The 19707-nt window shown below is 61.8% G+C and carries 17 protein-coding genes; 9 read left to right on the top strand and 8 right to left on the bottom strand.

From position 1 onward, the window contains the following. Positions 1-163: 163 nt before the first annotated feature. A complete protein-coding gene (locus ACOZK9_RS02650) occupies positions 164-2038 on the top strand; it encodes a SurA N-terminal domain-containing protein (protein ID WP_058413389.1) in 1875 nt (624 codons plus the stop codon). Positions 2039-2087: 49 nt separating this feature from the next. Here the strand turns inward: ACOZK9_RS02650 and ACOZK9_RS02645 are convergent, their stop codons facing one another. Then, positions 2088-3263, bottom strand: coding sequence for an MFS transporter (locus ACOZK9_RS02645; protein WP_421555220.1), 1176 nt, complete (start codon positions 3261-3263; stop codon positions 2088-2090). A 119-nt stretch (positions 3264-3382) separates the two neighbouring features. Between ACOZK9_RS02645 and ACOZK9_RS02640 the strand changes: the two genes are divergently transcribed. Together ACOZK9_RS02640 and ACOZK9_RS02635 are read left to right on the top strand one after the other, a co-directional pair. Beyond that, entirely contained in the window at positions 3383-4282 is a 900-nt protein-coding gene (locus ACOZK9_RS02640) for a LysR family transcriptional regulator (protein ID WP_058413387.1), read from the top strand. Between the two features lie 89 nt (positions 4283-4371). Then, positions 4372-5226 carry a DUF2242 domain-containing protein gene (locus ACOZK9_RS02635; protein ID WP_421555219.1) on the top strand — a complete coding sequence of 285 codons (855 nt, stop codon included), beginning with the start codon at positions 4372-4374 and terminating at the stop codon, positions 5224-5226. A gap of 312 nt (positions 5227-5538) precedes the next feature. Here ACOZK9_RS02635 and ACOZK9_RS02630 read toward each other — a convergent pair whose 3' ends face one another. Together ACOZK9_RS02630 and ACOZK9_RS02625 are read right to left on the bottom strand one after the other, a co-directional pair. Then, positions 5539-6573, bottom strand: a complete 1035-nt coding sequence (locus ACOZK9_RS02630) for an AraC family transcriptional regulator (protein WP_421555218.1) — start codon at positions 6571-6573, stop codon at positions 5539-5541. Positions 6574-6577: 4 nt separating this feature from the next. Further along, the gene (locus ACOZK9_RS02625) at positions 6578-7708 is read right to left on the bottom strand and encodes a carbon-nitrogen hydrolase family protein (RefSeq protein ID WP_058413384.1); all 1131 of its coding nucleotides are present in this window, start codon (positions 7706-7708) and stop codon (positions 6578-6580) included. Positions 7709-7919: 211 nt separating this feature from the next. Between ACOZK9_RS02625 and ACOZK9_RS02620 the strand changes: the two genes are divergently transcribed. Together ACOZK9_RS02620 and ACOZK9_RS02615 are read left to right on the top strand one after the other, a co-directional pair. Further along, on the top strand, positions 7920-9959 hold the full coding sequence (locus ACOZK9_RS02620; RefSeq protein ID WP_058413383.1) for an NADPH-dependent 2,4-dienoyl-CoA reductase: 2040 nt from the start codon (positions 7920-7922) through the stop codon (positions 9957-9959). A gap of 60 nt (positions 9960-10019) precedes the next feature. After that, positions 10020-10910, top strand: coding sequence for a 1-aminocyclopropane-1-carboxylate deaminase/D-cysteine desulfhydrase (locus ACOZK9_RS02615; protein WP_421555217.1), 891 nt, complete (start codon positions 10020-10022; stop codon positions 10908-10910). Positions 10911-11340: 430 nt separating this feature from the next. Here the strand turns inward: ACOZK9_RS02615 and ACOZK9_RS02610 are convergent, their stop codons facing one another. The 3 genes from ACOZK9_RS02610 to ACOZK9_RS02600 form a co-directional block, all read right to left on the bottom strand. Further along, the gene (locus ACOZK9_RS02610; RefSeq protein ID WP_421555320.1) at positions 11341-11889 is read right to left on the bottom strand and encodes a cytochrome b; all 549 of its coding nucleotides are present in this window, start codon (positions 11887-11889) and stop codon (positions 11341-11343) included. Positions 11890-12002: 113 nt separating this feature from the next. Then, complete coding sequence (phnX, locus tag ACOZK9_RS02605; RefSeq protein ID WP_122250865.1) at positions 12003-12830, bottom strand: phosphonoacetaldehyde hydrolase; 828 nt, start codon at positions 12828-12830, stop codon at positions 12003-12005. Next, positions 12827-13954 (bottom strand): 2-aminoethylphosphonate--pyruvate transaminase, encoded by a 1128-nt coding sequence (locus ACOZK9_RS02600; RefSeq protein WP_421555216.1) that lies wholly within the window; start codon positions 13952-13954, stop codon positions 12827-12829. Before ACOZK9_RS02600 ends, phnX begins: the two co-directional genes overlap by 4 nt. Before the next feature lie 111 nt (positions 13955-14065). On the opposite strand from ACOZK9_RS02600, the gene ACOZK9_RS02595 reads away from it, so the two are divergent. Continuing rightward, complete coding sequence (locus ACOZK9_RS02595; protein ID WP_421555215.1) at positions 14066-14923, top strand: LysR substrate-binding domain-containing protein; 858 nt, start codon at positions 14066-14068, stop codon at positions 14921-14923. Positions 14924-15023: 100 nt separating this feature from the next. Beyond that, positions 15024-15731 carry a YebC/PmpR family DNA-binding transcriptional regulator gene (locus tag ACOZK9_RS02590; RefSeq protein WP_058413377.1) on the top strand — a complete coding sequence of 236 codons (708 nt, stop codon included), beginning with the start codon at positions 15024-15026 and terminating at the stop codon, positions 15729-15731. A gap of 299 nt (positions 15732-16030) precedes the next feature. On the opposite strand, the gene ACOZK9_RS02585 is transcribed toward ACOZK9_RS02590, so the two are convergent. Next, positions 16031-17326 carry a protein kinase gene (locus tag ACOZK9_RS02585; protein WP_421555214.1) on the bottom strand — a complete coding sequence of 432 codons (1296 nt, stop codon included), beginning with the start codon at positions 17324-17326 and terminating at the stop codon, positions 16031-16033. Between the two features lie 40 nt (positions 17327-17366). Continuing rightward, a complete protein-coding gene (zapE, locus tag ACOZK9_RS02580) occupies positions 17367-18461 on the bottom strand; it encodes a cell division protein ZapE (protein WP_058415592.1) in 1095 nt (364 codons plus the stop codon). A gap of 205 nt (positions 18462-18666) precedes the next feature. On the opposite strand from zapE, the gene ACOZK9_RS02575 reads away from it, so the two are divergent. Together ACOZK9_RS02575 and ACOZK9_RS02570 are read left to right on the top strand one after the other, a co-directional pair. Further along, a complete protein-coding gene (locus ACOZK9_RS02575) occupies positions 18667-19167 on the top strand; it encodes a Csu type fimbrial protein (protein ID WP_058415598.1) in 501 nt (166 codons plus the stop codon). Beyond that, positions 19161-19703, top strand: coding sequence for a Csu type fimbrial protein (locus tag ACOZK9_RS02570; RefSeq protein WP_421555213.1), 543 nt, complete (start codon positions 19161-19163; stop codon positions 19701-19703). Before ACOZK9_RS02575 ends, ACOZK9_RS02570 begins: the two co-directional genes overlap by 7 nt. The last annotated feature ends 4 nt before the right edge of the window (positions 19704-19707 follow it).

Below are 19707 nucleotides of genomic sequence, written 5' to 3'. Positions count from 1 at the left end.
ACGTATCCATTGGGTCGCCATGGCCTGGGGTGTTGGTTCAAACCCCCGTCCGCTCCGCCAGTTACGAGAAGGCGCATCCTCGGATGCGCCTTTCTTCTATCCGGACTCTACCCACGCTCCACGGTTGCCTAATTTTTGAAGATCAACCGTTTCTGGGGGACGCATGCTGCAGAATATCAGGGACAATTCACAAGGCTGGATTGCCAAAACCATTATCGGGATCATCGTCGCATTGATGGCGTTCACCGGTATCGAGGCCATTTTCCAGGCTTCGACCAACAACAAGCAGGACGTGGCCAAGGTTAACGGTGAAGAGATCACCCAACCCGAGTTGAGCCAGGCCGTCGACATGCAACGTCGCCAGCTGATGCAACAGCTTGGCAAGGATTTCGATGCTTCTTTGCTGGACGAAAAACTGCTGCACGATGCGGCCCTCAAGGGTCTGATCGATCGCAAGCTGTTGCTGCAAGGTGCGGCTGATTCGAAGTTCGGCTTCTCTGAAGCGGCGCTGGACCAAGTCATCCTGCAAACGCCGGAATTCCAGGTGGACGGCAAATTCAACGCCGAACGCTTTGATCAGGTGATTCGTCAGCTGGGCTACAGCCGTCTGCAATTTCGTCAGATGCTGACTCAGGAAATGCTCATCGGCCAGGTTCGCGCAGGTATCGCCGGCAGCGGTTTTGTGACCGACGCCGAGGTACTGGCATTCGCCCGTCTGGAAAAACAGACGCGCGATTTTGCCACCGTCAACATCAAGGCCGACCCTGCGGCGGTGAAGCTCACCGACGACGAGGTCAAGGCTTACTACGATCAGCACGCCAAAGAGTTCATGACGCCGGACCAAGTGGTCATCGATTATCTGGAACTGAAGAAGTCTTCGTTCTTCGACCAGGTTACCGTCAAGGACGATGAACTGCAGGCCGCCTATCAAAAGGAAACCGCCAACCTCGCTGAACAGCGTCGTGCCGCGCACATTCTGATTGAAGTCAACGACAAGGTGACCGAGGCGCAAGCCAAGGCCAAGATCGAAGACATCCAGGCCCGCCTGGCCAAAGGTGAGAAGTTCGAAGCGCTGGCGAAAGAGTTTTCGCAGGACCCAGGCTCCGCCAACAATGGTGGTGACCTTGGTTTCGCGGGGCCTGGTGTCTACGACCCGGACTTTGAAACGGCCTTGTACGCGTTGAACAAGGACCAGGTTTCGGCGCCGGTGCGCACGACCTTCGGTTGGCACCTGATCAAGCTGTTGGGCGTTGAAGCACCGCAAGTGCCGTCGTTCGCCAGCCTGAAAGACAAGCTTACCCGTGAGCTCAAGGCTCAGCAGGTTGAGCAGCGCTTTGTCGAAGCTACCAAGCAATTGGAAGATGCGGCATTCGAAGCGTCCGACCTGGCCCAGCCGGCGTCTGACCTCAAGCTGACCGTGCACACCTCCGCGCCGTTTGGCCGTGAAGGTGGCGAAGGTGTTGCGGCCAACCGTGCCGTGGTCACTGCTGCGTTCAGCCCGGAAGTGCTGGATGAAGGTGCCAACAGCAGCGCCCTTGAGCTGGACCCGGAAACCATCATCGTGCTGCGTGCCAAAGAGCATCTGAAACCTGCGCAACTGCCACTCGACAGTGTCTCGGCGGCGATTCGTGCACAGATGGCCAAAGAGCGCGCGAGCGTGGCGGCCAAGGCGCATGCTGACGAGTTGATCGCCAGCCTGCGTGATGGCAAAACCGCGCTGAACCAGCCAATAGATGGCCAGGCGTGGAAGGTCACCGAAGCGGCTACCCGTAGCCAGGAAGCGATTGAACCAGCTGTGCTGCAAGCCCTGTTCCGCATGCCCAAGCCTGCGGCCAAGGACAAGCCGACCTTCACCACGGTAACCCTGGCTGACGGTAGCCTGGTGATCGTGCGCTTGAACGGTGTCAACGAAGCGGCTGCGCCGACGGACGAAGAAAAGGCGCAATACCGCCGCTTCCTCGCTTCGCGTATTGGCCAGCAAGACTTTGCTGCCTACCGCAAGCAGTTGGAAGCCAAGGCTGACATCAAGAAGTTCTGATGCGGCTTTGAATAAAAAGCCCCCGGTCTGAAAGGACCGGGGGCTTTTTTTATCGGCGATTCAGGCTGCCAGCCAAGGCGAGCAGCATCAGTAGGGCAACCGCCCACGCAAATGCTCCGACGCCCCAGCCTTGAAGCAACACACCACCCGCCAACCCGCCGCCGGCTATGCCCAGGTTCCACACCGTCACCAGCATCGACTGCGCAGTATCCGCCGACGCGCCCGCCGCCTTGGCCAGTGCCGTTTGAAGCAGGGCCGCGAGGCCGCCGAATGCCAAACCCCAGACGGCGACAGCGCTGTAGATGACGGCTGGCGAGTCTGCCCAGAACCCCAGCGCCAAGGCGATCAGGCCAAACAGTGCGCAGCTGATCACCAGCAACGCGTGCAACCACCGATCAATCAACGCCCCCACCAGCCAGATGCTTAGCAGCGCCGCCAGGCCAAACACCAACAGTACGCGGTCGATGTCGGCGGCAAGCCCGGCGGGCACTAACAAGGGCGTGATGTAGGTGTAGAGAATGTTGTGGGCCAACACGTAGGTGAAGGTCACCCACAGCACCGGGCAAATGCCTGGCAAGCTCAGCACCTGGCGCAGGCCCAAGCGTGTTTTGCTGTGTTCGCCGGCAAAATCCGGGAGCTGCCAGCGCGCCCATATCAATAGCAACAGTGTCAGGCCGGTCATGCTCGCAAAGCTCAGGCGCCAGCCAACCACGCTGCCGAGGAAGGTGCCTGCCGGTACGCCGAGTGACAATGCCAGCGGCGCGCCGAGCATCGCCACGGCAATCGCCCGACCTTGCAAGTGCGGCGCAACCATGCGGCTGGCATACCCCGCCAGCAACGCCCAGAGCAGCCCGGCGAATACCCCGGCGAGAAAGCGTGCCACCAACGTCAGCCCGTAATGGCTGGAAAACGCCGTGACGCTGTTGACCAAGGCAAAGCCGCCGATGGCAATCAGCAACAGCGGGCGCCGCCGCCAGCCTCGCGTCAATACGGTGAGCGGGATTGCCGCGAGCAATGAACCCAGTGCGTAAAGGGTGACGAGTTGGCCTGCCAGTGCCGTTGAAACGCCTAGCCCGGCGCTCATCTGCGGCAACAGCCCGGCCGGCATGGTTTCGGTGAGGATGGTGATAAAACCGGCTGAGGCTAATGCCAACAGGCCGCCTAAAGGCAGCGCGTTACGCCGGGTTACCGAGGGGCAATCGTTTATTGCGCAGCTGTTGCTCATCGCGCTGTGTCCATGCAAAAAGGCCAGCTGGCAGAGTAGGGCGCTGTGCGCTGCGGAAAAACAGGCTAAGGTTCCGAACTTATCGGACATCAGTGTCCGCAATCTTCAAGGGTCAGGTCATGGACAGTTTGGGCAGTCTTGAGGTATTCGTGCAGGCCGCAGAGGCGCGCAGCTTTACCGCCGCTGGCCGGGTACTGGGGGTTTCTTCGTCGGCCGTGGGCAAAAGCATTGCGCGCACCGAGGAGCGCTTGGGCGTGCGCTTGTTTCACCGCAACACGCGCAGCGTTACGTTGACCAGCGAGGGCGCTCTGTTTCTTGAGCGCGTGCGGCGGATTCTGGCTGAGGTCGAGGCGGCCGAGCAGGCGCTGACCGAGGCGGGCGCTACCCCGCGTGGCAAGTTGCGCATCAGCGTGCCGCACGTGCGTGGGCTACTGATGCCGGTGCTCAGCGACTTTATGCGCGCCTACCCGGAGATCGAGCTGGATGTGGATTTTTCAGACCGCATGGTCGATGTGATCGAGGAAGGCTTCGACGCGGTGATTCGCACCGGCAAGCCGGAAGACTCGCGCTTGATGGCGCGTCACTTGGGGCATTTTCGCTTGGTGTTGGTCGGCACCCCGGAATACTTCGCCCGCCACGGCACCCCGCAACAGCCCCAAGACTTGAGCGGCCACGCCTGCCTGCGGCATAAATTCTGCGCCACCGGTAAGCTTGAACCCTGGCCGTTGCGCCACGTACCGGGCGTGGCCGAGCCGGTGTTGCGCACGCCGCTGGTCAGCAGCACCCTCGAATCCCTCAACCAGGCGGTGTACGAAGGCTTGGGCATCGCCTGCCTGCCGGACTTCATGGTGAATGCGGCGGTGCATCAAGGGCGCTTGCAACGGGTGTTGGACGACTGCCTTGAACACCGTGGCAGCTTCTGGCTGTTATGGCCGTCAAGTCGGCATGCCTCGGCCAAACTGCGCGTGTTTATCGACCATATGTGTACTGAGCTGTTTCCTGCAGGCGCCGTGGTGTAAGCCTGTGACGTTTTACCGACAGGAATGCGCGCGCCAACCGCCCGTTATGTTGCACAATACCGTCCGGACTGTTTTCCTCAGGATTTTCGATGTCGACATCATTTCACTTGCGTAGCCTCGGGTTGGCGCTGGTGCTGGCGGGCGCTGCGGGCTGCTCGTCACCCAAGACCGCTATTTATGAACATGAGGCTTTCGACGACTCCGGTACGTTCTCGCGTGATTACCCGGTCACCGATGTGGCCGCGTGCGAAGCAGCACGGCGTGCGCTGTTGAGCCAGGGTTACATCATTACCAGCAGCGATCCGAAGCTGGTAGTGGGTAACAAGAGCTTCCAGCAAACCGGCGAGACGCATCTGCAAATCAGTTTCAACGTGGTGTGTGCCGATGACGGCAAGGGCAACAATCACTCGACGATTTTTGCCAACGCCTTGCAGGACCGTTACGCGCTGAAGAAGGTCAACAACTCGGCGAGTGTCGGGGTAGGTGTGCTGGGTTCGTTGTCGATGCCGATTGGCTCCACCGATGACTCAATGGTCAAGGTGGCGAGTGAGACGGTTTCGGCGCCGAAGTTCTATGACCGTTACTTTGCGCTGGTGGATGTGTTCCTGCCGCAGGAAGTGAAGAAGGCTGCGCATATCCCGGAAAAGCCGAAAGCTGAACTGGGCGTGCCGGAACCCAAGGCTGCTGCGGCCGTCGAGAAGGTCGAGGCGCCGAAGGAAGAACCGGCAGCACCGGCGGCTTCGGAGCCGATTGTACCGCCACCCGAGGCGGCGCCGATTGCTCCACAGGCGCAACCCGCTACCGAAACGGCGCCTGAATCAGCGCCTGACTCATCACTCCCGCCAACCCCGCAGCCAACCTCCGAGCCTGCGCCGGCGGTGACCAACCCGGCACTGCCGGCGCCGACCGAGGCGATTCCTCCGCTGCCAAACGCTGCGCAGTAATCCACACCGCTACGGGGGTTCGCTTTAGCAGCGTTGATCCCGTAGCGGCTGCTTGCCCCGTGCATAAATCCTGGTGCTAAATCGTTACAACGCTGCTACGTTTAATGTTGGAGTGCAGAAACGTCATGACGCGGACTTTTTTTCGTCATCACGGCACTTTAGGCTGGCTGTGCAGGTCATTAATTGACAGCCGCTTTAACCCAACAAGGAGTACACCATGGACGAATACCAAGAAGAACTGCTGGAGTACCAGGCCTTTGAACTGGACCCACTGGACCCGGCCGACGACGCAACCGAGCTGTAACACCTACTTCAGGCGGAATGCCGCTGACTGCGGCGAAATTCCCCTGGGGTCTGGTTGTTCCATCGCCTGAAGGCCCGTTGAAACGCCTGGGCTGAGGCAAACCCGAGCAAGTAAGCGATCTCGCCGAAGGCCAATTCCGTGTCGCGGATGTAGGTCATGGCCAAATCGCGGCGGGTATCGTTGAGAATCGCGCGGAACTGAGTGCCTTCTTCGGCCAGCTTGCGGCGCAGCGTCCAGGTGGGCAGCTTCAAGCGTGCCGCCACTTCTTCCAGGTCGGGTTCCCGGCCGCCATTGAGCATCGGCCCCAGCAAGCGGGTAATGCGCTCGCGCAGGCTGCGGGTGCGGGTCAGTTGTTCCAATTCACGTTCACACAACTTCAGCAACAGCTGCCAGGTGCTCGGGCAATGCTGCGGGTTACGCATGGCCAGGGTTTGCTGGCTGAGGCGCAATTGGTTGGCCTCGGCGCCAAAGTGGATCGGGTTGTCACCCAGCACGCTGTACTGCGCGCTGTAACCCGGCGCGTCGAACTCGATGTCGATGCGTTGTGCCTGCACGGTTTGCTGAGCCAGGCTGGACAATTGCTGCAGCCAACCGGCGATGATCGAATCCACTACAAAGCGGTTGTAAGCGTTGTACGGGCTAATCGAGTAAAAACGCAGCCAGGCGCCGTCGGCATCTTCATGAAAACTCGACTGCCCGCGATAGTTAGAGCCGTACAGCGCTTCAAAACGGGTCAGCGTGCGCGCGGCTTCACGCACGTTAGGCGCTTGTGCCGCGGTCACGCCGGCCAAACCGGCCTGGCTCAACCGGCTGAGCTGGCCCATGCGCAGGCCCAGGCCCGGGTCGCCGGTCAGTTGGATGGCGGCATGGCCCAGGCGCATGTAGCGCGGGATCGACAAGCGTGCGCCGGCTTCGGCGAGGCGTGCCGGGTCAAGGCCGTATTGCAGCAGCAGCGGTTGCGGGTCCAGGCCGTGGCTGTGAATCGCGTCGGCCAGGGTGTGCACGAAGGCCACTGACAGGTCGCCAAGTCGCACCGGCTTCAAGGCGTTACAGCCAGATATTCAGCAAGCGCGCGCCATGGGCATCGCGGTCGGCAGCAATTTGCCCGTTGCTGCTGAGAAAACTCTGCCCGGCGGTGCCCAAGTCCCAGAACTGCCCACGCAGGAACACGCTCATGCCGGCGGCGGCCTGGCTGATCGGCTGTTGGCTGATCAGCGTGAGGCGGTGCCAGGCGTCGCCTTCGCTGAGTTCTTCGGGCTTGAGGCTGATTTCCGTCGGCGTCGAGACGCTTTTGAAACCGCGCCATGGGCGGTCCCACGTGTCGCGGCCAGTCACGAAAGCGGGCACGGCGACCAATTGCGCGCCTTGCTCGTTGAGTTTGCGGTAGTTGTCCGGGTACCAGCTGTCGCTGCCGATCAGAATGCCCAGGCGCCCAGCCGGCGTATCGACCACGCTGACGAGGTTTTCATCACCCGGCTCGATAAACTCGCGCTCATCGTAGATCGGGTAGAACTGACGCTGCGGCTGGCCGACGGCCAAGCCGTCCGCACCAAACACCACGCTGGCGTTGTACAACGCGCCGTCGCCAATCTGCAGTTGGCCCTGGCTGACGCTCGGGTTGGGCAGGGTGATGGAGCCGGCCACCACGGTTACGCCAAACTCTTTGGCCAGGCCACCGAACAGCACCTGATAGTCGCGGGCCATGGCGCGGGCTTTCATGCGCAGGTACGCGTCGTCCATGCGGTTACCGCCCGTGGCGCTGAGCCAGGCGCGTGCGAACTGCAGCGGGTTGCTGGCCGACAGCCAGTTCATTGCATCCTTGAGGTGCACGGCCTGATACAGCTCGTTTTTTTCACCGCTGAGCATCAGCCATGTGCCGATGTGTTCCGGCAGCACGACCACAGTCTTTTGATTGATCAGCCCTTGCTCGCGGGCTTTTTGCAGGTACGCCGCGAGCTTCAAGTGCAGGCGTTCGAGGCTCTGGTAGTCGGCGGGGAACAGCTCCGGCTGGATGCCGAGCAAGTTGCCGCGATCGGCAGGCTCGCCTTCGTTGACGGCCAGGGTGATGCGCAGGTCTGACAGGTAATGCGCCACGGGGCGCTCCTGGGTCCAGACCAGATACGCGGCGACGGCGGCAACCAGGGCCATGGAGACGGTGAACGCTAGAAGTTTACGCATGGGGCAACAGACAACAGACCGTGTGTAGGGTTCGCCGCCTAGGGTAGGGCGCCTGCACTCGCTTGCCAAGCGCCGCTGTGCATTCTGATCAATAAGTTGTCAGTTTCAGTCATTGAGCAGTAGTCCGCCGGCTCTTAGTCTGTGGGCATAAACCGATGGCATGCCGTTTGAGCGTGCCACGCCCCGTGATGATCCGTTGTGGAGCTGTACCATGACCGCTGCTGCTTACCCGCACCTGCTGGCCCCGTTGGACTTGGGTTTCACCACCTTGCGCAACCGCACCCTGATGGGGTCGATGCACACCGGCCTTGAAGAAAAACCCGGCGGTTTCGAGCGCATGGCGGCGTATTTTGCCGAGCGCGCACGCGGTGGCGTCGGCCTGATGGTAACGGGTGGCATTGGCCCGAATGACGAGGGCGGGGTGTACGCCGGTGCAGCCAAGCTGACCACCGACGAAGAAGCGCAGCAGCACAAGATCGTGACCCAGGCGGTGCATGCGGCGGGCGGCAAAATCTGCATGCAAATCCTCCACGCCGGGCGTTATGCCTATAGCCCCAAGCAGGTCGCACCGAGCGCGATTCAGGCGCCGATCAACCCGTTCAAGCCCAAGGCGCTGGACGAGGAGGGCATTCAGAAGCAGATCGAGGATTTCGTCACCTGCTCGCTGTTGGCACAGGTCGCCGAGTATGACGGCGTCGAGATCATGGGCTCTGAAGGCTACTTCATTAACCAGTTCCTCGCCGCGCATACCAACCACCGCACCGACCGTTGGGGTGGCAGCTACGAAAATCGCATGCGCCTGGCAGTCGACATCGTGCGCCGTGTGCGTGAAGCGGTCGGCCCGAATTTCATCATTATTTTCCGCCTGTCGATGCTCGACCTGGTGGAAGGCGGCAGCAGTTGGGAAGAAATCGTGCAGTTGGCCAAAGCGATCGAGCAGGCCGGTGCCACCCTTATCAATACCGGCATTGGCTGGCACGAAGCGCGTATCCCGACCATTGCGACCAAAGTGCCGCGTGGCGCGTTCAGCAAAGTCACCGCCAAACTGCGCGGTGCGGTGCAGATTCCGCTGATCACCACCAACCGCATCAACACCCCGGAAATCGCCGAGCAGATCCTCGCCGAAGGCGATGCCGACATGGTCTCGATGGCGCGGCCGTTCCTCGCCGACCCGGAGTTCGTCAACAAGGCGGCAGCCGGTCGTGCGGATGAAATCAACACCTGCATCGGTTGCAACCAAGCCTGCCTGGACCATACGTTTGGCGGCAAACTGACCACCTGCCTGGTCAACCCGCGCGCGTGTTACGAAACCGAGCTTAATTACCTGCCGGTCAAACAGATCAAAAAAATCGCCGTGGTCGGTGCCGGTCCAGCGGGGCTGGCGGCGGCCACCGTGGCGGCCGAGCGCGGCCATCAGGTGACGCTGTTCGACTCCGCCAGCGAGATCGGCGGCCAGTTCAACATCGCCAAGCGCGTACCGGGCAAAGAAGAGTTTTTCGAAACCCTGCGTTACTTCAATCGCAAGCTGCAGACCACGCATGTCGAGTTGTGCCTCAACACCCGTGTGGACGTGGCGCAACTGGCAGCGGGCGGTTACGACGAGATCATTTTGGCCACTGGCATCGCGCCGCGTACCCCGGCGATACCGGGTATCGACAACGCCAAGGTGCTGAGCTACCTGGACGTGATCCTTGAGCGCAAGCCGGTGGGCAAGCGTGTGGCGGTGATCGGCGCGGGCGGTATCGGCTTCGACGTTTCCGAGTTTCTGGTGCATCAGGGCGTGTCCACCAGCCTGGACCGTGATGCGTTCTGGAAAGAGTGGGGCATCGACACCCAGTTGCAAGCGCGTGGCGGCGTTGCCGGTATCACCGCTCAACCGCATGCGCCGGCGCGTGAGGTATTCCTGCTGCAGCGCAAGGCCTCCAAGGTCGGCGACGGCCTGGGCAAGACCACCGGCTGGATTCATCGCACCGGCCTTAAGAACAAGCAGGTGCAGATGCTCAACGGCGTGGAATACCTGAAGATTGACGAGGCAGGCCTGCACATCCGCATCGGCGCCGAGGGTGAGCCGCGGGTGCTGGCAGTCGACAACATTGTTATCTGCGCAGGCCAGGACCCACTGCGTGAACTGCACGACGGCCTGCTCGCCGCGGGCCAGCACGTGCACCTGATCGGCGGCGCCGATGTGGCGGCTGAGCTGGACGCCAAGCGCGCCATCAACCAGGGCTCGCGCCTCGCCGCCGAGCTGTAAAAACCCGCATGGGGCGGTGGTAGACTAGCGCCCCTTTTTGCACACGGATGCGCTCGCGTTATGGGTCCTTTCGACTGGCTGCCCCGCGCCCCCCTTGAACCGTTGCAGCTGGATTGGCTGAACGGCGTCGAGGTGGCCGTGCTGCGCCTGGACCGCATCGACCCGCTGATCAGCGGCAACAAATGGTTCAAGCTCACCGAGCATCTGGCACAGGCGCAGATCGCCGGTGCCAGCGGTGTCATCAGCCTCGGCGGCGCGCACTCCAACCACCTGCACGCGTTGGCGGCCGCCGGTAAACGCTTTGGGTTCACCACGGTCGGCCTGCTGCGTGGGCATCCTCAAGACACGCCGACGGTGCTCGACTTGAAAGCGTTTGGCATGCAACTGCATTGGCTGGGTTATGGCGGCTATCGTGCGCGGCATGAGGCGGATTTTTGGCTGCCTTGGCGTGAGCAGTATCCCGCACTGCACCCCGTGCCCGAAGGCGGTGGCGGCATCGAAGGGGCATTCGGTTGCGCAGTGCTGCTGGAGCAGGTGCGCACGCAACTCGGCAGCCTTGGCTGGGACGATTATGACGCCTGGTGGTTGGCGGCGGGCACGGGTACCACGCTGGCTGGGTTGGCACTGGCCGAGGCAGGCGCGCATGCAGTGTTTGGCGCCTTGGCGGTGCCGGATGATCATGGCGTGGCGCAGAACGTGCGGGCTATTGTGCGGGGTGGTTATGAACTGGTGGATGCCAGCCGAGGCGGTTTTGCCAAGGTTGATCCGCCGTTGCTCGACTTTATCCACGCCACCGAACAAGCCTGTGGCGTGCCGCTGGAGCCCCTTTACACCGGCAAAGCCTTGTTGGCCTTGAAGCAACAGATTGAGGCTGGACGCTTCGGCCCTGGCACGCGGTTGATCTTTGTGCACACCGGCGGCCTGCAAGGCCGCCGAGGCTTCAGCGCCTAGTGTGTGGGAGGGGGCTTGCTCGCGATGCAGGCACCGCGGACCCTCAGGCATGCCGAGTGGATGCTATCGCGAGCAAGCCCGCTCCTATCAAACTACAAATAACCTATTGTTTTTGCTATTAAAATTTATTTGGGCTTGTGACTTTGGTCTTGGGTGCATATCCGTTACTGAGTTTATGGCTTATATCGGTTCCGCTCTTACAGCGGGTCACTTTTGAACAGCGCAAAAGTAACCATGGTTACTTTTGACTGGGCCGGCTTCCGGATCTATCAAAAGTGACTCGCTGTAAGAGCGAAACCGATACAAGCCATCACCCAAATAATGGATATATACCCAACCTGAAGAACACCCCCGAACCAGCCCGATGCGCAATAGCGCCACATCAAAGATGCAGTCGGGCCTCCCACAGTTGACCGTGTTCGGTTTGAAGTCAGCGCCTGCCGGGCATCATCCGCAGCGCGGTGTTATCGCGCAGGATGTAATGGTGCGCAAGCCCCGCCACTGCATGCAGCCCGATCAGCCAATAACCGGTCTTGCCAAACAGTACGTGCCAGCCTTCGATCTCCTTGGCCAGGTCTTTGTTTTCAGCGATTAACGGCGGCAACTCAATGCCGTAGAACATCACCGAATGGCCCTCTGCGCTGACGATCAGCCATCCCGCAATCGGCATGCCGATCATCAACGCATACAGCGTAACGTGCATCAGCGTCGCCAACAGGCTCTGCCAGCGCGGCGGTGCGGGCACGATCTTCGGCGCAACGCCCATGCTGCGGGCAAACAGGCGCAGCCATACCAGCACAAATACGCTGAGGCCGAACATGAAGTGCATTTCGACGATCAACGTTCGCGCGCCACTGCCTTTGGGGAATTGGCCGCGTAACTCTATGCAGGCGTAAACCACCGCCAGCAGCACCACCATCAACCAGTGCAGCGCAATCGACATGGTGCTGTAGCGGGTATCGGAGTTTTTCCACGGCATTGCTGGTTCCTCACTCATCAGGGCAAACCTCCGTTCTTTGGCGACGGAGTGCTTTTACTGTATGCCGGTTTTGAGCGGTTTGCTTGGTGTAAATGCCGCTGTTTTGACCTCTATCAGTGGCTTTGCGGCATTTCACCGCGCGCCAGGCGCTGGTTGATGTTGGTGATAACCGCAGGCAGGTCGGTAAGGGTGTCGATCAGGTAGTGCGGGCGCGAGCCTTCGAACAGCGCGTGGATGCGTTCGCGCTCGCTGGCCAGCGTGCTGCTGTCCAGCGCGCGAAATTGCTCGTAGGTCAGGCCCAGCGCGTTGCCTGAGCAGGTCAGCGCGACGGTCCACATGCCGGCGCGGCGGCCTTCGAGAATGCCCGGTACAGTGTCGTCGACTTTCACGCAGGCCGCCACGTCATCAATGCCCAGCGCGATCACGTTGGCCAGTGCTTGCGCAGGCCATGGGCGGCCATTGGGCACCTCGTCAGTGGCGACCACGTGGTCGGCGACGTAGCCGTTGCTGGCGGCCAGCGCGACGACTTTGTCCATCACTTGCTTGGGGTAGCCGGAGCAGGAGCCGACCTTGATGCCTTGCACCCGCAGGCGCGCAATAGTGTCGAGCGCGCCGGGGATCAAGGCGGAGTGCTCGGCGATTTTTTCGATTTGCAGCGGCATGAAGCGCTGGTAGATGGCGGTGACGTCATCATCTGTTGGCGTGCGGCCAAACGCTGCGCGGTAACGCTCGGCCACTTGCGGCTGATTGCAGAGGGTGCGGATATGCTCCCACTTGCCCATGCCCATTGGCCCACGGGCTTCTTCGATGGAGACTTGCACGCCGAACTCGGCGAAGGCTTCGACAAAGATTTGGGTCGGCGCGAAAGAGCCGAAGTCGACCACGGTGCCGGCCCAATCGAGGATCACGGCCTGCAGGGTGTTGGGGGTGTGATAGTTCATGCTTGGGCTCCTGAAGGTGAAAGGTTGACGCCCATCGCGCGCAGCACGTGCGCGATGGCGGTGACGGCGGCGTGCATATCGGCTGCGTCGACATGGCCGATGCAGCCCACGCGGAAGGTTTCCACTGTGGTCAATTTGCCGGGGTAAAGGATGAAACCCTCAGCCTTGACGCCCTCATAAAACGCCTTGAACTGGTAGCGCGGGTCTTGCGGGGCGTGGAAGGTCACGATGATCGGTGCCTGAATCGCCGCCGGCAAAAAGCTGCGCAGGCCCAGTTCGGCCATGCCGTCGAGCAGCGCCTGGCAGTTGAGCGCGTAGCGTTGATGGCGCTCGGGCAGGCCGCCTTCTTCGTGGTATTGCAGCAGCGCTTCGTGGAGGGCCGCGACCACGTGGGTCGGCGGGGTGAAACGCCACTGGCCGGTTCTGGCCATGTAGCTGTGCTGGTCGAACAGGTCCAGCGCCAGCGAGTGGCAATTGCCTTGGGCGGCCGCCAGCGCGTGTTTTTCGGCAAACACAAAGCCTGCGCCCGGCACACCTTCCAGGCACTTGCCCGAGGCGGCAATCAGCGCGTCGAACGGCACTTGGCGGGCATCTATGGGCAGCGCGCCGAAGGAGCTCATGGCGTCGATGATCAAACGCTTGCCGTGCTGTTTAACCACGTCGGCGATGTGCGCCAGCGGGTTGAGAATGCCGGTGCTGGTTTCGCAATGAATCAGCGCGACATGGGTGATCGTCGGGTCGGCGTGCAGCAGGCGGTCGACGTCGGCCGCGCTGGCAGGCTGGTCTTCGGCGGTCTCGAACGGGCTGAAAGGGCGGCCGAGCACTTCGCAAATCTTCGCCAGCCGTTTGCCGTACGCGCCGTTGATCAGCACCAGCACCTTGCCGTCACGCGGGACCAACGTGCCGATGGCCGCTTCGACCGCAAACGTGCCGCTGCCTTGCAAGGGGATGCAATGGTGGCTGTCGGCGCCGTTGATGATCGCCAGCAGTTGCGCGCAGACACTCGCGGTGAGCTGGTTAAAACGGTCATCCCATGAACCCCAGTCCACCATCATCGCCCGGCGCGTGCGCGCAGACGTGGTCAAGGGGCCGGGTGTGAGCAGGATGGGCGCGACGGTGTTCATCTCAGGTCCTCGCATGGGATGGGGGTGAAGCTACGGCGCCTAAATTGCAGTTTGGCTTGTCATCAATCAAATTGTTTGTTGTTATGCGAGCTATCAGTGAGGCCGATAGCTATGAATTTATTCCAACTGCGTGCATTTGATGCGGTGGCCCGCGAGGGCAGCTTTACCCGCGCGGCGGCGCGGCTGTTCATCAGCCAGCCGGCCGTGACCGGGCATATCAAGGCCCTGGAAGAGCACTACCAGATTGCGCTGTTGCGTCGCACGGCGCGGCGGGTGGAGTTGACCGAGGAAGGCACCCGCCTGGCCGCCATCACCCGGGCGATTTTTGGCTTGGTGGACGAAGCGCAGACCTTGCTGGAAGCCAATCGCCAATTGCTCACCGGGCGCATTGAAGTCGCCGCAGACGGCCCGCACCTGGTGATGCCGATGATCGCCAGCCTGCGCGCGCGCTACCCCGGCATTACCGTGAACCTGCGGTTGGGTAACGCTCAGGAAACCCTCGCTGCGTTGTTGTCCGAGCACGCGGACGTGGCGGTGCTGACCGAGGTGGAGCCGCGCACTGGCTTGCACCTGCAGCCGCTTGAACAATCGCGGCTGTGCGCATTGGTGCCGGCCGGGCACCCGTGGCTGGCCGACCCGGCGGGCATTCGCCTGGCGCAATTGCACGAGGTGATCATGGTGCTGCGCGAACCCGGCTCCATCACCCGGCGCACCTTCGATAACGCCTGCGCGATGGCGCACGTGCAGCCCAAGGTATTGCTGGAACTCGACAGCCGCGAGGCGGTGACCGAAGCCGTCGCCGCCGAGTTGGGTGTGGGCGTGGTGTCGTCAATCGAGGTCAGCCGCGACCCGCGGGTGCACGCGATTCCTTTGCACGGCGATGGGCTGGTCAACCGGCACATGCTCGGTTGCCTGCAGCGACGCCGCTCATTGCGCTTGATCCAGGCGTTTTTCGAGTTGGCGTCGTGACGGTTTTTTGCTGGAACGATTTTTTTTTGCCCTATAAACTCTGCCGCCAAAGCGCCGGCCAGTAGACGTCTCGGCGCCATGCATATGAAGAGAGTGAGTCATGGGCGCACAGTGGAAAGTCAAACATAAAGAAGCGGCATCGAATGCCAAGGGCAAAATCTTTGGCAAGCTGGTGAAAGAAATCACCATCGCCGCCCGCAATGGTGCCGACACCGCAACCAACGCCCACCTGCGTCTGGTCGTGGAGCAGGCCAAAAAGGCCTCGATGCCCAAGGAAACCCTGGAGCGCGCGATCAAGAAGGGCGCCGGTCTGCTGGGTGAAACCGTGCAGTACCACCGCGTGACCTACGAAGGGTTTGCCCCGCACCAGGTGCCGTTGATCGTTGAGTGCGTGACCGACAACATCAACCGTACTGTGGCGGAAATTCGCGTGGCGTTCCGCAAGGGCCAGTTGGGTGCTTCCGGCTCGGTGGCCTGGGACTTTAACCATGTCGGCCTGATCGAAGCGTCGCCGGACACCCCGGACGCCGACCCTGAGATGGCCGCCATCGAAGCCGGCGCCCAGGATTTCGAAGAGGGTGAAGAGGAGGGTACCAGCCTGTTCATCACCGAGACTACCGACTTGGACGCTGTGCAAAAATCACTGCCGGAGCAGGGGTTTACCGTGTTGTCGGCCAAGCTCGGCTACATCGCGAAGAACCCGGTGAGCGGTTTGACCGATGAGCAGATGGCCGAAGTCGAAGCCTTTTTGGAAGGCTTGGACAACCACGATGACGTGCAGGATATGTTTGTCGGCCTGGCTGGCTAAGCTTACATATCCGGTATTTGGGTTAGGGCTTGTATGGGTTCCGCCCTTACGGCGGGTCACTTTTGAACATCCGGAAGCCCGCGTGCGGCCATCGTGGTTTAACGGGGCGCTTCTCAGATCAAAAGCAGATCAAAAGCAAGAGCACGGCGGCCTGAAAGCCGACCTGAGTGGTTGAAGCAGATCAAGGGCGCTTTTTGTGGGAGGGGGCTTGCTCCCGATAGCAGTTTTACAGTTGATACATGAGTCGACTGACCCACCGCCATCGCGAGCAAGCCCGCTCCCACATGGGTTCGGCGCTGTTAGGTAGACTGCAGCAGCGCTTCGATCTCTTCGAAGCTTGGGCGCGCCAGCACGTCGGGCTGGCAGCAGTTTCTGTGCAGCTCCAGCAGCCGCTGATCACTTGACCCCGCCTCAACCCGCTCCAGCAACTCCCCCAGCAACACGCCGAACGCGCGCACTTCAATGCGTTGCAGTGCTCTGGTTTCGAGGGTGTCGGCCGTGGCATGGAACGACGCCGCGCCAAAGTCGCCCAGCAAGCAATCACCCGCTTCGTTCCACAAGATATTGTGGCCGTACAAATCGCCGTGGGTGATGCCGTGACGGTGCAAATGCGCGGCCACCGAGGCGATGCCTCGGGCCATGCGCAAGGCCACGTCGAAGCTGAAACGCGTGTCGGGTTGGTAAATATCGCGGGTGCACGATGCCAGGCTCGGCAGGGCGGCGAGGTTGCGGTAGCTCGGGTCGATCAGGTCCATCACCAAGGCGGCCTGGTCTTGCGGGTGGTCAACTACGCGGCCTTGCACTTTGATCAGGTTGGGGTGCAAACCTGCGGCGATACAGGCCTGCATTTCATGCAGCGGCGAGCCGTCGCTGGTGATCGTGCCTTTATACAGTTTGACCGCAACCGGCTTGGCGGCTGGCGCCCACTGCGCCTTGCGAATGATCCCGGAGGCGCCTTCGCCCAGCACTTCGCCCAAAACCAACTGCGACCAGGGAATGTTCGCCGTCGCCTCATCTGCCGCGACCTCCACGGCCATCTCCACCGGGTTACCGGCGTAGGCCAGCCAGGTCAGGCTGGGCATGGTCAGCAGCCAGGGCGGCAGTTGGGTCAGGCGGTTGGAGGCGATGCGAATCAGCTCCAGGTTGGCGCAGTTGGCCAGGCTCTGCGGCAGGTGTGCGAGTTGGTTGCCGGCCAGCATCAGTTTTTGCAGCAATGGCCGTTCGCCCAATGCACTGGGCAATTGGCTGATGCAGTTATCGGTGAGGATCAGCCAGCGCAACTGCGGCGGCAGAGAGGCTTCGGGTACATGCCTGATCTGGTTGGCCTTGAAGCCAATCATGCTCAGTTTTGTGCACTGGCCCAGGCATTCCGGCAGCGCGGTAAAGGCGTTGTCCGAGCAAAACAGCACGCGCAGATGCGTCAGGCGATGCAAGTCATCCGGCAAGCTGCTCAGGGCATTGCCGGTGAGGTTGAGGATTTCCAGGGAGTCGGCCAGCTCGAAGATTTCCTGCGGGAATTCGGTCAACCCGCAGGACAGGTCCAGGCGCGTGATTCCGGCCAGTTGGCCGGCCTTGAGTTGGGCGAGGGTATTCATCGGCGGCGCGGTCACTCGGCAAGAGGGCGTAAAAAGGCGCTCATGATACCGGGTCGGGCGCGGGTTGCGCGCGCGCCGTTTGCAATTGTCCGAGGCGGCTGGCGGTGCGCGCAAGGTCAATGGCCTGGCCTTCCAGCGCTTCAGCCAAGGGCAACTGGCCGATCAGTGTCAGGCGTTTATCCTGATCGTAGAGCACGTCCACCACGTTGATAAAACGCTGTTGCACGGCGATCGGGCAGTCTGCGAGTGGCGGCAGGCCGTCGATGATCCAGTGGTCGAAGTCCTCGCACAGCAGCAGGTAATCCATCACGGCCGTGAGCTGTTCGCAGAGGTCGTTGAAGGTGAAGGCGAGCGTGGCGGCCTGATGGCGGCGGCAGCTCAATTGCCGGGTGCCGACGGTCAAGCATTGCGCCGGGCAATCGGCAGCGGGTAACCCCAAGGCCTCGCGCTGCTGCGTGGTGCCTGGCCACACGTATTGACCGGTGCTGAAGCGCTGTTGCGCATGGGCCTGCGGCAAGCTGCGAAAATCCTGGTCTGAACTGACTTCCAGCACCTCCATACGCGCGGCGATAAGGTCGATCACCGGTTTGAAGCGTTCGTGGTACAGCGGGTTGGGCAACAGCCCTTGCGGCGCGTAGTTGGAGGTCACCAGCACCAGCACGCCGCGCCGGAACAGCGCCTTGAATAACCGGCTGATGAGCATCGCATCGCCAATGTCGTGGACGTGGAATTCGTCGAAACACAGCACGCGGCAACCCGCCAACAGCTCGTTAAGGGTTACGGCCAAGGCATCGTCATGCTCGCGGTGCAGGAACATGCCCCGGTGCAGCCGGGCGAAAAATGCATGGAAGTGCACCCGCTGTTTCTCGGCAATCGGCAGCGCCTGGAAAAAACCGTCGAGCAGCCAGCTTTTGCCACGCCCCACCGGGCCGTGAAGGTAAAGGCTGCGAGTGGGCTGGCCGGCGAGCAGGTGCCCGGCTTCGCGGGCGAGGGCGGCAATCGCCTGGGTTTGCCCCGCACTGAGGGTATAGCCCAGTTGCTCGGCCTGGGCCTGAAAGTAAGCGGGGATGGGCGATGCGCCGGCGGGTTCGGCGTTGTTACCAAACAGGCGCTGGATCAGGGAAAACACGGCCAATGCGAGTCACTCTGTGTTTCGGTGGTGGCTTACTTTAGGGCGCCCGCGGCGATTTGACCAATAGCGCCCGCTATTGCGCAACAGTCGGGCACGCGCAAAAACCTTTCCGGACTGGCGGTTTTTCTGCCAGTGGCTAACCTCATAGTCAGGCGTTACCCCTGTATAAGGAATTGGGGCTGTGAAGGGACGAGCAGTATTGGCGGTGATGGGCACGATGCTCTGCAGTACGGTGTACGCCGCGCAGTTGCAGGTGGTGGTGCGCATTGACGTGCAGCGTGGCTGCCAACTGGTGGGCACTACCCGCAGCGCAGGCATCGAGCAACTGGGCGTATTGGATTTCGGCAGCGGCGCGCGTCTGGATGACCCGGCCGGGCCTTTGAGTGCGGCGCTGATCAGCCAGCGTCAGCCACGCCTGGAATGTAACCCCGACACGCCTTACCAAGTGCGCGTCGACGGCGGCCTGCATGGTGGCGTCGGCGAAGTGCGCTACCTGAGCGCCGCAACCCCTTCGAGTCAACCCATTCCCTATCGTATCTACGCAGACGCTGCGCGGTTGATCCCGTTGCCGGTGGATGTGCCCCTCAGCGGGCGGGTGCCGGACTCAGGCTCCGTCGACTTGCCCCTGTATGGCCGAATCGAACCGCTGAAAGGCATCCCGGCCGTCGGTCGTTATTCCGACCTGCTCAAGGTCACGGTCACATGGTAAGCCGGTTGCTGGCCTTGGCGGCCATGGGCAGCTTATTGCTGGCAACGGAGCACGCCCGGGCGGCGGTGGCCAGCGGGTTTATCCAGGCGCGCATGGTGGTGACCGCCAGTTGCGAAGTGAGCCGCGGCACTGACACGGCGCCGGTCAGCCCGACGGGCGGCACGGCCATGCTCGATTTCGGCAGCCAGGGGCCGACCTGGAGCAACCCCTTGGGCGCGGGCCTGTCGGCCAGCGGTACAGCGCCGCTGTCGGTGTCATGCAACCCGACAGTCGCAAGTTTCACCGTGACCATTGACGGCGGCACCAATGCCGTTGGCACCACGCGGCGCCTGAGCAACGGCCGCCAGACCATCGATTATCAACTGATGGCCGACCCGTTGGGGCGCATTCCCTATCGGATCGGCCAGCAACACAGTTTTGTCGCCAGCGATGGCACACAAATGACCATCCCGGTGTGGGGCGCCGTGGTGGCCAATACAACTGCCCTGCCTGCCGGCACCTACACCGACACGTTGACCGTGACACTGGACTGGTAACTCA

Source organism: Pseudomonas kitaguniensis (assembly GCF_049199985.1).
In the GTDB taxonomy this organism is placed as follows: Bacteria; Pseudomonadota; Gammaproteobacteria; order Pseudomonadales; family Pseudomonadaceae; genus Aquipseudomonas; species Aquipseudomonas kitaguniensis.
The sequence above is the reverse complement of the archived record's forward strand: the minus strand, read 5'-3'. Positions and strand labels throughout refer to the sequence as shown.

Bases quoted from the DNA above. Each gene is read 5' to 3' on its own strand.
- ACOZK9_RS02635 (WP_421555219.1), top strand. From the start codon at position 4,372: ATGTCGACATCATTTCACTTGCGTAGCCTCGGGTTGGCGCTGGTGCTG.
- ACOZK9_RS02575 (WP_058415598.1), top strand. From the start codon at position 18,667: ATGGGCACGATGCTCTGCAGTACGGTGTACGCCGCGCAGTTGCAGGTG.
- ACOZK9_RS02610 (WP_421555320.1), bottom strand. From the start codon at position 11,889: ATGCCGTGGAAAAACTCCGATACCCGCTACAGCACCATGTCGATTGCG.
- phnX (WP_122250865.1), bottom strand. From the start codon at position 12,830: ATGAACTATCACACCCCCAACACCCTGCAGGCCGTGATCCTCGATTGG.
- ACOZK9_RS02625 (WP_058413384.1), bottom strand. From the start codon at position 7,708: ATGCGTAAACTTCTAGCGTTCACCGTCTCCATGGCCCTGGTTGCCGCC.
- ACOZK9_RS02645 (WP_421555220.1), bottom strand. From the start codon at position 3,263: ATGAGCAACAGCTGCGCAATAAACGATTGCCCCTCGGTAACCCGGCGT.
- ACOZK9_RS02640 (WP_058413387.1), top strand. From the start codon at position 3,383: ATGGACAGTTTGGGCAGTCTTGAGGTATTCGTGCAGGCCGCAGAGGCG.
- ACOZK9_RS02590 (WP_058413377.1), top strand. From the start codon at position 15,024: ATGGGCGCACAGTGGAAAGTCAAACATAAAGAAGCGGCATCGAATGCC.
- ACOZK9_RS02585 (WP_421555214.1), bottom strand. From the start codon at position 17,326: ATGAATACCCTCGCCCAACTCAAGGCCGGCCAACTGGCCGGAATCACG.
- ACOZK9_RS02570 (WP_421555213.1), top strand. From the start codon at position 19,161: ATGGTAAGCCGGTTGCTGGCCTTGGCGGCCATGGGCAGCTTATTGCTG.
- ACOZK9_RS02650 (WP_058413389.1), top strand. From the start codon at position 164: ATGCTGCAGAATATCAGGGACAATTCACAAGGCTGGATTGCCAAAACC.
- ACOZK9_RS02620 (WP_058413383.1), top strand. From the start codon at position 7,920: ATGACCGCTGCTGCTTACCCGCACCTGCTGGCCCCGTTGGACTTGGGT.
- ACOZK9_RS02615 (WP_421555217.1), top strand. From the start codon at position 10,020: ATGGGTCCTTTCGACTGGCTGCCCCGCGCCCCCCTTGAACCGTTGCAG.
- ACOZK9_RS02595 (WP_421555215.1), top strand. From the start codon at position 14,066: ATGAATTTATTCCAACTGCGTGCATTTGATGCGGTGGCCCGCGAGGGC.
- ACOZK9_RS02600 (WP_421555216.1), bottom strand. From the start codon at position 13,954: ATGAACACCGTCGCGCCCATCCTGCTCACACCCGGCCCCTTGACCACG.